The following is a 14,481-nucleotide window of genomic DNA, read 5'->3' on the forward strand; positions in this document are numbered from 1 at the left end:
ACGCGTGCTTTAGGGCATCAAAACATAAGTTATGAAAAAAATCACAACACTGTTATTTATGATTACACTATTCTCTACCACACTAAATGCCCAAGAGAATTATAAAAATCTTTGGAAACAAGTACAGGAATTTGAAAAACAGAATCTGCCCAAATCTGCTTTAAAAGTTGTAAATACAATTTACGTTAAAGCGGAAGTTGCCCAAAATGCTCCACAAATTATAAAATCATTATTTTATAAAAGTAAATTCTCATTAACTTTAGAAGAAGATGCGCAATTAAAAATCATTAATCAGTTTAAAAAACATATTAATAAAAGTAGTTTTCCTACCAAAAACGTATTAGAAAATATTTTAGCCAATCTGTATTGGCAATATTTTAAAGAAAATAGATGGAAATTTTATCAACGAACTAAAACTTCAGATAAAGTTAACAAAAACGATTTTAGAACCTGGGATTTAGATACACTGTTTACTGAAATTCATGCCTATTATCAAAAATCTTTAGAAAACGGTTTATTATTACAACAAACAGACATTAATAAATTTAATGATATTTTATACACTTCTAAAGATTCTGAAAAATATCGCCCTACCCTATTTGATTTCTTAGCACACAACGCTCTTACTTTTTATAAAACGTCTGAAACTAATATTACAAAACCAGCCTATCAATTTAAAATTGACACTAAAAATTTAATAAGCAATGCAAGTGCTTTTTCTAAAATAAATTTAAAAACAAAAGATGCATTGTCTCTTCAATTTAATGCTCTAAAAATTTACAAAGAGCTACTTAACTTCCACTTAAAGAACGGAAATTTAAATGCATTAGTTGATGTAGATTTAGAACGATTAAATTTTATAAACCAACACGCTACTTTTCAAAATAAAGAGCAACTTTTTTTACAAACACTAAAAACAAGTGAAAAAAAGTATCAAACAAATAAGGTTTCTGGGTTGTATACATACAAAATAGCTAAAATATACAACCAACAAGCAAACTCATATACATATCAAAAAAATGAAGAAGTTCGTTTTAAAAACAAAGAAGCACTTGCTATTTGCAATCGAGTAATCAAGCAATTTCCTAAAAGTACTGGAGCTAAAAAATGTGAATTATTAAAACAACAAATAACGAGTAAAGCACTTGCTGTTGTATCAGAAAAATTCAGCCCAATAAATACATCTTCTTGCCTATTAGTAACTTATAACAATATTAGTAAATTATATTTTACAACTTTTAAGATTAATAGAACTCAGATAGAAGAATTAAATAGAACATACAAAGAAGAAGATCGCGTAAAGTTCATAAATAAACTAGATAAAGTTAATTCTTGGAACAATGATTTAAGAAACGAACATGATTATTTATCTCATAGTACCGAAGTAATTATACCTAAACTAACACAAGGTAGTTATTTAATTGTAGCCCATGAAAACAATATATTAAACAATACAGGTTTATATGCCGTTGCAAATGTTCAAATAAGTGATTTAGTTTTAATTGAAAACTCAAAAAACAACATAAAAACCTATCAAGTAGTTAATAGAAACACAGGTAAACCTATTAAAAATGCTCAAATATTATTAAAAAATAATGAACGTAGAGCAGAAACAAATCTAAATGAAAAATTAACTACCGATAAAAATGGTTTTGCTACTTTTAAAAGCAACCACACACATTATAATGTTTCGGCAACAGTTACTTCTGGTAACGATAGTGCTGTTTTTGGGAATTACTATTTATATAAACACCAAAAACAAAATATAAATACGTTAAATGAAACTATTAAAATAAAGCCATTTATTTTTACTGATAGAAGTATTTATCGCCCTGGGCAAACAGTGTATTTTAAAACAATTTTTATTCAAAACAAAAAGGAGAAATCAACTCCTTTTACAAACGAATACATACAAGTAACTTTAAATGATGTTAACAACCAAGAAGTAAAAAAGCTTGATTTAAAATTAAATGAGTTTGGTGCAGCATCAGGAGAAATTATACTACCTAACAATGGCTTAACTGGTGAATATACCTTCTCTATAAACAGGAGTAATAAAAAAGAAAGCCTCTTTTATAATAATGTTAACTTTAATTTTGAGCGAGAAGACTATATAACTTCAATATCTGTAGAAGAATACAAACGTCCGAAGTTTGAAATAGCATTTAAGCCTATTACCAAAACATTTAAATTAAACGATAACATTACTGTAAACGGATTTGCAAAAGCTTTTTCTGGCGCAAATATAACTGATGCAAAAGTTGTATATAGAGTACACAGAAAAGTACAATATCCTAACTGGTGGTATTGGCGTAAACCTAGCTATTCTTCAGACTCACAAGAAATTACACACGGAGAAAGCATTACTGATGCATCAGGTAATTTTTCTATAAATTTTAAAGCACTTCCTGATGAAAGTGTTTCTAAACACGATTTACCTATTTTTAACTATGAGGTTACAGCTGATGTTACTGATATAAATGGAGAAACACGTAGCGAAACAATAATTGTAAAGGTAGGGTACCATGCTTTAACAGCCTCTTTACAGATAAATTCGACTCTTAACAAAGAAGCTAAACAGCAAAAAATAAAAATTACGACTAAAAACTTAAATGAAGAGTTTGCTGCTGCAATAGGAACTGTAAAAATATATAAATTACAAGCTCCAAAAAATCCATTACGAAAAAGACCTTGGAATACTCCCGATTATCAAGATATTTCTGAAAATGAATTCAGAAAATTGTTTCCGCATGACTCATATAATAAAGAGGAAGTAAATGAAAAAGATTGGAAAAAAGGGAAATTAGTTTTTGATGAAAAGTTCAATACTAAAAAATCAAAAGAAATTACTTTGAAGAGCATTCAAAATTGGACTTCGGGTAAATACATTGCCGTTTTAAACACAAAAGATAAATTTAATCAAAAAGTAACTGATAAAACTTATTTTACCATTACCAATACAATCGAAAAAGAAATAGCCGACAGTAAATTATTTTTCTACAATTTAGATAAAACCAATTACAATGTTGGCGATAACGTTTGTTTACAAATTGGTTCTGCTTCAAAAAACATTACTATAATAGTTGAAACAGAAAAGAATCATAAAATTACGAACACACAATTAATTCACTTAAATAACGGTGTAGAAACAATTGAAATCCCAGTAAAAAAAGAGGATATTGGTGGGTTTGCAATAAAATATTATTTTGTTAATTATAATTCTTTTGTTTCAGGAGTTGTTAATATTCCTGTAATCAACAAACAAGAACTTATAACTATTGAAACAAATACATTTAGAGACAAACTACAACCTGGCACACCCGAAAAATGGAGTTTCACAATTAAAAACGACAAAGAAAATAAAGTTACTGCTGAAGTTTTAGCAAGTATGTACGATGCTTCTTTAGATGAATTTAAACCTCATAATTGGCAATTTACCCCAATAAGTACACCAACGTATTACTCGTACGGAAACACTCTAAATGCCCAACATAGTTTTGGAACTAACAATTTTAGACTTTATAACAACAAATACACTAATTACAATTATCAAAACCAACAATACGCACAACTAAATTGGTTTGGGTTTGCATTTAACAATAATCATCGACCAGGTAAAATGATGATGAGTCGAAGAGCTAAAATGAGTGCGCCTTTAGCTGAAACATCTCAAGAGCTAAAAGGAAGAGCTGCAGGTATAAACATGCAAGAAAATGATGTGCAAGAAGAATATGAATTTACAGAAGATGCTCCTCTTGCTATGAATACAAATGCTCCTGCAAGTAAAGAAACTCAGAAAAAAACAGCTTTAAAAGGAATTAAAATTCGTAAAAACTTACAAGAAACTGCTTTCTTTCTTCCACATTTAAAAACTGATAAAAAAGGAAACATTACTTTTAGTTTTACAACTCCAGAAGCATTAACTAAATGGAAATTACAATTACTTGCCCATACTAAAGAATTACAATCGGCAACTAAAACGCTAACAGCTGTAACTCAAAAAGAGTTAATGATTACCCCAAATGCTCCACGTTTTTTAAGAGAAGGGGATAAAATAACATTGAGTGCTAAAATTTCGAATCTGTCAGATAAAAACTTACAAGGTGTTTCTCAATTAATTTTAACAGATGCTATTACTGGGAAAGAAATTAACCTATTAGATAACTCAACAAAGAATAAAGACTTTAATGTCGATACAAACGGAAATACAAGTGTTTCGTGGAATTTAGCGATTCCTAATAACACCCAAGCAGTTCAATATAAAATTGTAGCTAAATCAGGAGATTTTTCTGACGGAGAACAAAATGTTTTACCAATTTTATCTAACCGCATGTTATTTACCGAAACTTTGCCAATGTGGGTTCGTTCAAATCAAACAAAAACGTTTAGTTTAGATAAGCTAAAAAACAATGCTTCTTCTAGCTTAAAACACCATAAACTTACTCTAGAAGTAACATCAAACCCTGCGTGGTATGCTGTACAAGCATTACCATACTTAATGGAATATCCGTATGAATGTAGTGAGCAAACTTTCGCTCGTTATTACGCCAATACCTTGGCAAGTCATATTGCAAATTCAAACCCAAGAATTCAAGAAGTATTTAAACAGTGGAAATCTAGTGATGCATTGTTATCTAATCTTGAAAAAAATCAGGAATTAAAATCGCTAATTATTCAAGAAACTCCTTGGTTACGAGATGCACAATCTGAAACAGAACAAAAAAAGCGTATTGCATTATTATTCGATTTAAATAAAATGAATAACGAGCAACAAAAAGCTATTAATAAGCTTACAAATATGCAAATGAGTAACGGAGGTTTCCCTTGGTTTAAAGGTGGGAATTATGCGAATAGATATATTACACAACACATCGTTAATGGTTTTGGTCATTTAAAACAATTAGGAGTACATAATCTTGAGACCTCAACAACACAAATGCTTCAAAAAGCTATCCACTTTTTAGACGAAGAAATAGTAGCACAATACAATGATTTATTAAAGGAAGCGAATAAAATAAAAGCCACAAAAGGAATTAATAAATATGAAGCTTATTTAAAGAAAAATCATTTAAGCTACTTTGCTATTCAATATTTATACATGCGTAGTTTTTATGAAAAAACAGCTGCTTCTAGCACTGCTAAAAAAGCAATTGCATATTATAAAAATCAAACAACTGTTTACTGGAATGATTATCAATTATATGCGAAGGCACAAATCGCATTAATTCAATTTAGAAATAACAATAAAGCTATTTCAACAAAAATTATAAAATCATTAAAAGAAAATAGTATTACTTCTGATGTGTTAGGAATGTATTGGAAAAGTAACGTTGCTGGTTATTATAATTACCAAGCCCCTATTGAAACACAAGCTTTATTAATAGAAGCTTTTGCTGAAATTGAAAACGATACTAAAACGGTTGATAATCTAAAAATATGGTTACTTAAAAACAAGCAAACCAACCGTTGGAAAACAACCAAAGCCACAACAGAAGCTGTATATGCCTTATTATTACAAGGAAGTGAATGGCTTTCAATTACAGATATGGTTGCCATAAAAATTGGAAATCAAAAAATTGAAGCGAATAAGCTAGAAAATGTAAAAGTAGAAGCTGGTACAGGATATTTTAAAACTTCATGGAGCGGAAATGAGATAACACCGACTATGGGCGAAGTAACAATTTCTAAAAAAGGAAAAGGAATTGCTTGGGGTGGTTTATACTGGCAATATTTTGAAGATCTAGATAAAATTACATCTGCTAAAACACCTTTAAAGTTAACTAAAAAATTATTTAAAAAAGTAAATACTGATACAGGAAAAGAGCTTATTCAAATTACTGATAAAATCAATTTAAAAGTTGGCGATTTAATTACTGTAAGAATAACTCTTAGTTCAGATAGGGATATGGAATTTATTCATATGAAAGATATGCGTGCATCTGGTGTAGAACCAATAAATGTACTTTCACAATACAAATGGCAAGATGGTTTAGGTTATTATCAAGCAACAAAAGACGCTGCAACAAATTTCTTTTTTGATCGTTTACCTAAAGGAGTTTATGTTTTTGAATACGATGTTCGCGTTAACAATGCTGGTGATTTCAGTAATGGTATAACAACTATACAAAGTATGTATGCTCCTGAATTTAGTAGCCATTCTAAAGGAAAACGATTAATAATTAACTAATTTAGCAGCTACATTAATAGGTATTACTTTTTAATATAATTTAAATTATGAAAAAACTATTTTTATTTATTGGGTTTTTAACCATTTCAACACTAACAGCCAATGCACAAGACATTGCAGACAATGCAATTGGTATTCGTTTTGGTGACAATAGTGGTTTTGGTGCCGAAATATCTTACCAAAGAAAATTAAGTGGATCTAATCGATTAGAAATCGACTTAGGTATTAGAAAAGGGAATGCTTTTAAAGCAACCGGACTTTACCAATGGGTATGGGAAATAGAAAATCAATTTAACTGGTTTGCTGGTGCTGGTGGTGGTATTGCTTCTGCTAGTGGTAATAGCGCTATTTTTGCTGCAGGTGTAGTTGGAATAGAATACAACTTCGACATTCCATTAGTACTTTCTTTAGATTATAGACCAGAAATTGGTTTTAGTGATTATTATGATGGTTTTAATTCTGATTTTGGTTTAGGGTTACGTTACCAATTCTAAATTATCAAAATAAACAACAATACAAACCTCCATTATTTGGGGGTTTTCTTTTTACTAGCTCTAGCTAAAGGATTATAATCTAAAGCCAGTTGTAACCAGCCTTTAAAATCTTCATCTAAATCAATTGCTTCTTCAGTTAAAAACACAAAACCTTTCATTGGCTTCCCCGTAAAATTCATTTCTTTACACCCTTTTCTCTGTAAACAATTGTCATATATATTAGGATCTATGCGTGCCATTACTTCGTCTCTAATTACCGCAACACACATTTTATCATTTACCATAAAACAGAGACCTCCAAACATTTTTTTCTCATAAAAATGTACATTACTCTCGTTAAAAAACTGTGCTATCCTATCGGATAAAAATTCATTGTACGCCATTAATTCTTTTTATTCGGTGGATAACTCACCAACACTTTTTCAATTACTTTTTTATAATGCAGTTTCCTTTCTTCAGGAGTAGTTCTTTCTTTTATCTCACTCTCAACAATTCCTTGCCAAATGAGCTCATTATTTTTACGCTCTACAAAATCAATTGTTAACTGCTGATTCATTTTTTTACTTCCTATAGGTATTCCACCTGAAATACCAAAACCAACAGTACCGCCACCTCCTATTCCTAGTCCGATAGTATTTCTATTTGCAGCTTCACTTTCTTTTGAAACAATGTTTATATATACATCAGGAGTATCAGACAATTTCATTCCCTTTTCTTGTAACTTATACAACAATTCATTGGCAACTCTCTTTACATCCAATTCATTTAAACCATTACCTGCGTCTTCAAAAAAGTTGAATGTTTTATATTTATCAAAATTGGTTTTACTATCATAATCATAAATCACTTTAGTTGAAGAACAACCTACAATAAATAATAAAAAAAGATACTTTAATCGTTTCATAAAAATAATTTACAATGCTACATCAATAATCATACCTTATAAAATGCAAAAAGCTTCGATTACTCGAAGCTTTTTTAATTAATTAATTAATTAATATATTTTTTATTGAACAGCTTTTAAAGCATCAATGTTTCCATACCCAAACTCTGCATGTTTACTTGGATAAAAATCTGCAGATTCTTTCATTTTTTGCAATACCTGTGCGCGAGACCAAGATGGATGCTTAGCCCATACTAAAGCTGCAATACCTGCAGTTGTTGCCGTAGCAACAGATGATCCCCCTACATAGTTAGCTTGATTGTTATAATAACTTAATGAAGGTACTTTATTATCTGTACCATTTATTCTTTGCATTTGAATCGTAAAATCAATTTTAGATCCAGTATGGCAAACATCACATTTATTATATTGATTTTCTCTTACACCCGTAACTGCAACAGTTTCTGACATACTCGCTGGGAAAATCACCCCATACCAAGTAGTAAACGATGTTGAAGTACCACCCGCAGCTAAAATCATTTTACCTTTACTATGTGCATATTTAATTGCATCAGAAACATTACCTATATTAAAAGGTGAACCTATCGACATAGAAATTACTTTTACATCACTTCTATTTGCTAAGGCTGTTAGCGCTTCTACAACTCCTCTTTTTTCATGATAATCATTAATAATTACGTTTTCTACAGCTCTATAAGTTACTAAATTAGCATTATAAGCAACCCCTACTGGTAAATTATCATTGTTTCTTGGCGCTGTTGCAACTGCTGCCATTTTAGTTCCATGACCACACTTATCGTTAACCCCATCGTAATTATTAGACCAAGCCCACCAAGAATCTACAAATGTTCCATATTTTTGAACTGTTCTTCCTGAAGAGTAACCATCATTAAAATATTGATTCATCCATTTTTGTTCTGGTGATAAACCTGAATCTATTATAGCCACAGTTACTCCTGCTCCTGTACTATAGTTCCATGCTTGTGGAATTTTATGTGCATCAAAAGACCAAGGTACTCTTGCTCCTGGAGAAACAGTACGGTAATCATTGCTACTTAAACTAGCAGTTCCATATCCACAACCCGAACCTCCTGATGAAGAACGTTGTTTAGCATTTAATTCCATGAAATTATAATTACTTGGTTCTATATATCGTACTCTACTATCTTTTAATAAAGACTCAATAGTTTCTTTATTCGTTACTTTAATATCTAAAACATTTATTGTTTCATTTACATATAACTCACTAGTTCCTCTTGCTGAAGTTTTTTCTGTACTACGAACTAGTTTAATTAATTCATCTTTAATATTTTTAGATTTAGCATTTCTTGCAAAATTACTTTTAGAAGTACCATAACCAATTGTTAAAATATCATCTCCATGTTTTACAGCACTCCATATTGTATGAAGCTCTTGAGTAGTCCAATTAAAATCTCCAGTAGATTCCAAAGACTTCTTAATAATTGTATTAATTTCTTTCTTGGTAAGTAATTCTTTTTTTTGTTCTGGAGCTTCTAATAACTCATTATCAGAACAAGAAAACATTGCTAAAACAATAGCTAAACTTAATAGTTTTTTTTTCATTTTTTGAAGGGATTAAATTTAAAATTTAACGAATATAATAAATTAAACACCCAAAATCAACACATTACGCAATAAATTAATTAATTTAATATTAATCACGCAACTAGCTGTAAAGATAAAAAGAGCCAATTGGCTCTTTTTATTAATTCCTTTTTTAAAAATATATTGCTATTTTACAACAACTCGTGTTGGTGTATCTTTTCCCTTAATTATACTTTCGGTTCCTTTTGCGACTGCTTTAATTGTTTCAGTAACTACAGTCATATTTAACGTTTCTGCTTCGTCTGATACTTTATGATAATCTTTATCAACATCAATTGGTGTTGTAGAAAAAGTATGAGAAGGAACACCTAAACGAGCCAAAGAAGCATTATCAGATCTAAAAAATAAATTAAATTTTTTATATGGATCTGGAAATAATTGGTATCCTGTACCAACCAAATTCTTTTGAATAATCTTACCAAAATCAGAACGTTCAAAACCTGTTAACCAAGCTGTATTAGGCCCAAAACTTGGCGTTTTACCAATCATTTCTAAATTAATTCCAGCAACAAATTTACTAGCATCAATTCCCTTACCAAAATGCTTCGAACCAATTAGCCCCATTTCTTCAGCAGTAAAACACACAAATAAAATGCTACGCTCATTAATACCTTTTTTTGTAAAATATTCAGCTAAAGACAAAACACCAACAACACCAGAAGCATCATCATTTGCTCCATTAAAAATACGGTCTCCTTCTCCATCTTTCTTTGTACCTAAATGATCGTGATGTGCAGATACAACTACAAATTCATCTTTTTTACTCTTTCCTTCTAAAACCCCAATAATATTACTCATTTTAATACCTTTATAAGTAAATTCTTGGCGATACGTTTTTAAACCAGCAAATGTTTTTAAACCAATACGTTTAAATTCCTCCTCTATATACCTCGTTGCCTTTTCCATTCCCTCAGTTCCAGGCTTACGCCCTCCCATCTCATCTGAAGCCAACGTATATAAGTGTTTTTTAACAAGAGTAGAATCTATACTAATTAAATTAGCATCAACATTTGTTGATAATACTGCGCTATTAACATCTACTTTTTGATTACCTTTTTTTACTGTTTGACATGATAACATTGACGAGGCAATAAGTGCCGATGCATATATTATTCTTTTCATCATATTCTATTTATACTATTGATTCTTATTTAATTTAAAAGGTTAAATATAGCCAATTAAATTTCTTAATTTTGTAGAAAATTTATAATGATGGACTTGAAACTTATTCCGAATATAAAACACACAGATTCTAATAATTTTTTCCTTTTGGCAGGACCTTGTGCTATTGAAAGTGAAGAAATGGCTATGCAAATTGCAGAAAAAGTAATTACGATTACCGATAAACTAGAGATTCCTTATATTTTTAAAGGAAGTTTTAAAAAAGCTAATCGTAGTAGAATTGATAGTTTTACAGGAATTGGTGATGAAAAAGCATTAAAAATTTTAAGAAAAGTTTCTGAAACTTTTAATGTTCCTACGGTAACTGATATTCACGAAGTTTCAGATGCATATAAAGCAGCTGAATATGTTGATGTTTTACAAATTCCTGCTTTTTTAGTTCGTCAAACCGATTTGGTTGTAGCTGCTGCAAAAACAGGTAAAGTTGTGAATTTAAAAAAAGGGCAATTTATGAGTCCTGAAGCTATGCAACATGCCGTTAAAAAGGTACACGATGCTGGTAATGAAAAAGCATGGATAACCGACAGAGGTACTATGTTTGGATACCAAGATATGATTGTTGATTTTAGAGGTATTCCAACAATGCGTCAATACGCACCAACAGTTTTAGATGTAACACATTCATTACAACAACCTAATCAATCAAGTGGTGTTACAGGTGGAAGACCAGATATGATTGAAACAATTGCAAGAGCTGGAGTAGTTAACAATGTTGATGGTTTATTTATTGAAACTCACTTTGATCCTGCAAACGCGAAAAGTGATGGAGCAAATATGTTACATCTTGATTATTTAGAAAAACTACTAACCAACCTAGTTACCATTAGAAAAACGATAACAAACTTATAGGCATAATTTTTGATAAATAAAGTTGTTCTAAATCATTAAAATGAAACAACTTTATTTTCTTTTACTCTTTACTGCATTTTCTTTATCTGCCCAAGATTATTCTTATGTAGATACTAAAGTAAAAACATACCCTAAATTAATTACGGCTGAAAAACTAGCCAGTAAAATAGCTATTGATTTTAATTCAGATGAAGAAAAGGCAAGGGCTGTTTTTAGTTGGCTATCTTTTAATATTAGTTATGATTTAAAGGAGTTTTATAACCCTAGACAAAAAAGAATAGGTTTTAGCTATAAAAATGAAACTGAAAAGCAAGAAAAATTAAAGGCTATAAAAAATGCTTTTGTTACAAAAACATTCATTAGCAGAAGTGCTTTATGTGAAGGTTATGCACAAGCTTTTAGCAAAACGTGTACGCTTTTAAATATTAAAAATAAAGTTATAAAAGGTTATGTACGAAACTCTTCTTATGATATTGATAAAGTAAAAAAACGTGCCAACCACGCCTGGAATGCAGTAAAAATCAACAATAAATGGATTTATATTGATGCAACCTGGGCTGCCGGTGCAGTTACTAACGGTCGTTGGCAACGTAATTTTAATGACTACTATTTTAACATTCCTAAAGAAAAATATTTTTACACTCATTTTCCTGAAGATTCTTTATGGAGATTACGTGTAAAAAAAATGAGTTTAGCTACTTATTTTAAACAACCAATTTACACTTCTTCTTTTCTTAAAAAGCAATATCATTTAGTAAAACCAAATACTGGTATTATTCACAGAAAAGCAAATACTCCCATTGTTTTTACACTCAAAAATGTTAAACCGAATCAAGCTATTTACTGTGGTTTTAGAGGAGTAAAATATGCAAAAAAAGCAAAAACTACTTTTAAGGGAAATACAGTATTAATTAGTATCACTCCACCTAGTAACAGTAAAGAACTTTATTTAATTATAGACAAAGAAGTTGTCTTAGAGTTTCTTCTAAAATAGATTTACTATATTTATAATAAAACTATTGCGCTATGAAAAAACTTGCTTTACTTTTTTTATTTATTTTAATAAATAAAAATCTATTCTCTCAAGATTTAAAAAAAGTTGATAAAATAATAGCTTCTTACATGAAAGCTGAATCTGTTGAAAGTCTTACCAAAAGAATTGACTATGATTTTGAAACTGAAATAGAAAAGGTTAGAGCTATTTACACATGGATTGCTTTAAACATAGACTACAACATACTAAAAAGCAAAACATTAACGCCTCCAAGTTTTATAGTTCATACAACTGATTCTGATTTTAAAAGGGCTAAAGAACGAAAAGAAATACCAATATTCATATATACATTGAAAATGAATTGGCTTTAGAATATAAAATTAAATTACACTAATTTGATATTCTAATCGTATAAGCTTCTAGTAAAACTGATACTAATATTTCTTCTTTAACTTCCTCTAATGCATAATAACGCAACGATTTCACAGCCTTTCTTTTTTCTAAAACTAAAAAATTATTGTACTTTTTTAATGTTTTTTTAGAATAAAAACCTACATCAACATACCCTTTTTTAGTGGCATTAAAGTAACACAAAGGCTTCCCTTTTAAATAATAGAAAGGAATTTTCCACTTATATAATAATTCTATTTCAGTAAAATTAGTTTCTATTAAAACCTGAAGATGTAATAAAATGGCTCTTAACGGCTCTTGTTGTTTTAATATATATTCTTCTGCTGGTTTCATTCTCCTCTTTAAAAATTATTTTGGTATGGTAAAATAAAAAGTTGTTCCTTCTCCTAATTTACTCTTTAACCAAATTTTACCGCCCATCATATTAATTATTTTTTTAACTAATGCCAAGCCCATTCCAATAGAATCCTTTTTTTCAAGCACTTCTAATTTTTGAAATAACTTGAAAATTTTTTCAAAATACTTTTCTTCTATTCCAATACCATTATCTTCAATAGAAAATTGATAAAATTGATTAACCGTTTTGTAACTTATACTTATCAATTTCTCTTCATTTTCGTTATACTTAATAGCATTTTGAATTAAATTTTGGAATACTTGTAATAATTGATATTCAATACCTTTTACCTTTGGAAAAGTATTTTTTAATAAGATTTTACATTTTACTCTAGAATTTGCTTTTGCAATATTGGTTAACATCTTATTTAAATCGATATCAGAACTATAATTACCTTGCTTTTTTTGTAATGAATATTCTAAAATACCATTTACCAACAACTCCATTTGGTTACTTTGCTCTATTATTAATTGCAGATTGCTATTTATTTCTTCATTAAAAACACTTTTATGATCATCTATTAACCATTGTGTTATAGTATATACATTTCTTATTGGGGTCTTTAAATCATGAGATATAACGTATGCAAACTCTTCTAGTTCTTTATTTTTTTCTGTTAAAACATTTGTTCTCTCAAGCAAATCTTTAGTTCTAATCTTAACATCTTCTTCTAACTTTGCATTATTATTTATTAGCTTTTTTTTATACGTTAGAGAATTATTTAAAATAATAAAGGAAAAAAAGAAAATAGTAGTCATTGATATTAAAATGGCTACTTCATCTATATCTGGTATGTCTGAATTAAATAACCTAAAATAAAGATGAAATAAACATGTTGCAGAGAAAAAAATTATTAAAAAGCGGTCTTTAAGTAATAATACTGTACCGAAAACGGATACATAAGTTCCTAATAAATAATCTAAACTAAAGTTATTAAAATAAGAAGTATATATTAAATAATGCCCAAAAATAAATAAAGAAAAAAACGTAATCCATCCATAATTTTCAAGTACTTTTTTATTTTTTGTAAAAGGTAATAAACCAACAATTAAAAATAAAAATAATAGCACTTCTCTAGCTCCATAAATTTCAGTTGCGTTTGGGTTTACACTTAAAATTAAAACAGAATATAAAAATAAGCCAGGACTCATTATAAGAAAAACAATACTTATGTTTTTAATTTCAAAATCTTCTAACCCCCCAATACTTTTTAACATCTTAAAAATTATTTATTTAAAATTAACATACAAGATAAAAGTATATTCTTAATATATACTTATAAAAATGTTTTTTTACTTTAAAGTAGCTTTTATAATCAATTAGTGCGTAGCATAACTTAAACATTTCACTTCATTATCATTTTTAAAATTTTACCATACCGATTAACCTTATTTATATCAGAAAAATAATATTTTATAGTTTATTTTCTGTTAAAAT

Annotated in this window: 11 protein-coding genes; 5 read left to right on the forward strand and 6 right to left on the reverse strand. The window is 29.1% G+C overall.

From position 1 onward, the window contains the following. Positions 1-31 precede the first annotated feature (31 nt). Positions 32-6,187: an alpha-2-macroglobulin family protein gene (locus tag H518_RS0101870; RefSeq protein WP_028887503.1), complete on the forward strand. Its 6,156-nt coding sequence runs from the start codon at positions 32-34 to the stop codon at positions 6,185-6,187. Between the two features lie 47 nt (positions 6,188-6,234). Then, positions 6,235-6,681, forward strand: a complete 447-nt coding sequence (locus H518_RS0101875) for a hypothetical protein (protein ID WP_028887504.1) — start codon at positions 6,235-6,237, stop codon at positions 6,679-6,681. A 32-nt stretch (positions 6,682-6,713) separates the two neighbouring features. On the opposite strand, the gene H518_RS0101880 is transcribed toward H518_RS0101875, so the two are convergent. The 4 genes from H518_RS0101880 to H518_RS0101895 all read right to left on the reverse strand — a co-directional run bounded on the left by H518_RS0101880 (position 6,714) and on the right by H518_RS0101895 (position 10,333). Beyond that, positions 6,714-7,064 (reverse strand): TfoX/Sxy family protein, encoded by a 351-nt coding sequence (locus tag H518_RS0101880; protein ID WP_028887505.1) that lies wholly within the window; start codon positions 7,062-7,064, stop codon positions 6,714-6,716. Then, positions 7,064-7,585: a DUF4136 domain-containing protein gene (locus tag H518_RS0101885; RefSeq protein WP_028887506.1), complete on the reverse strand. Its 522-nt coding sequence runs from the start codon at positions 7,583-7,585 to the stop codon at positions 7,064-7,066. Before H518_RS0101885 ends, H518_RS0101880 begins: the two co-directional genes overlap by 1 nt. 102 nt (positions 7,586-7,687) lie before the next feature. Further along, positions 7,688-9,169 carry a S8 family peptidase gene (locus tag H518_RS0101890; protein ID WP_028887507.1) on the reverse strand — a complete coding sequence of 494 codons (1,482 nt, stop codon included), beginning with the start codon at positions 9,167-9,169 and terminating at the stop codon, positions 7,688-7,690. Positions 9,170-9,337: 168 nt separating this feature from the next. Continuing rightward, positions 9,338-10,333 (reverse strand): M28 family peptidase, encoded by a 996-nt coding sequence (locus tag H518_RS0101895; protein ID WP_028887508.1) that lies wholly within the window; start codon positions 10,331-10,333, stop codon positions 9,338-9,340. A gap of 90 nt (positions 10,334-10,423) precedes the next feature. On the opposite strand from H518_RS0101895, the gene kdsA reads away from it, so the two are divergent. Genes kdsA through H518_RS0101910 form a run of 3 tightly spaced genes read left to right on the forward strand, consistent with a single transcriptional unit; the run spans position 10,424 to position 12,607 of the window. Beyond that, a complete protein-coding gene (kdsA, locus tag H518_RS0101900) occupies positions 10,424-11,242 on the forward strand; it encodes a 3-deoxy-8-phosphooctulonate synthase (protein ID WP_028887509.1) in 819 nt (272 codons plus the stop codon). Positions 11,243-11,282: 40 nt separating this feature from the next. Then, a complete protein-coding gene (locus H518_RS0101905) occupies positions 11,283-12,236 on the forward strand; it encodes a transglutaminase domain-containing protein (RefSeq protein ID WP_028887510.1) in 954 nt (317 codons plus the stop codon). Positions 12,237-12,268: 32 nt separating this feature from the next. Continuing rightward, on the forward strand, positions 12,269-12,607 hold the full coding sequence (locus H518_RS0101910; RefSeq protein WP_028887511.1) for a hypothetical protein: 339 nt from the start codon (positions 12,269-12,271) through the stop codon (positions 12,605-12,607). A gap of 19 nt (positions 12,608-12,626) precedes the next feature. Here the strand turns inward: H518_RS0101910 and H518_RS0101915 are convergent, their stop codons facing one another. After that, the gene (locus tag H518_RS0101915) at positions 12,627-12,980 is read right to left on the reverse strand and encodes a DUF1801 domain-containing protein (RefSeq protein ID WP_028887512.1); all 354 of its coding nucleotides are present in this window, start codon (positions 12,978-12,980) and stop codon (positions 12,627-12,629) included. Positions 12,981-12,995: 15 nt separating this feature from the next. Next, on the reverse strand, positions 12,996-14,261 hold the full coding sequence (locus H518_RS20320; RefSeq protein ID WP_051263630.1) for a sensor histidine kinase: 1,266 nt from the start codon (positions 14,259-14,261) through the stop codon (positions 12,996-12,998). Between the last annotated feature and the right edge of the window lie 220 nt (positions 14,262-14,481).

Source organism: Tenacibaculum ovolyticum DSM 18103, from assembly GCF_000430545.1.
Classification (GTDB): domain Bacteria; phylum Bacteroidota; class Bacteroidia; order Flavobacteriales; family Flavobacteriaceae; genus Polaribacter; species Polaribacter ovolyticus.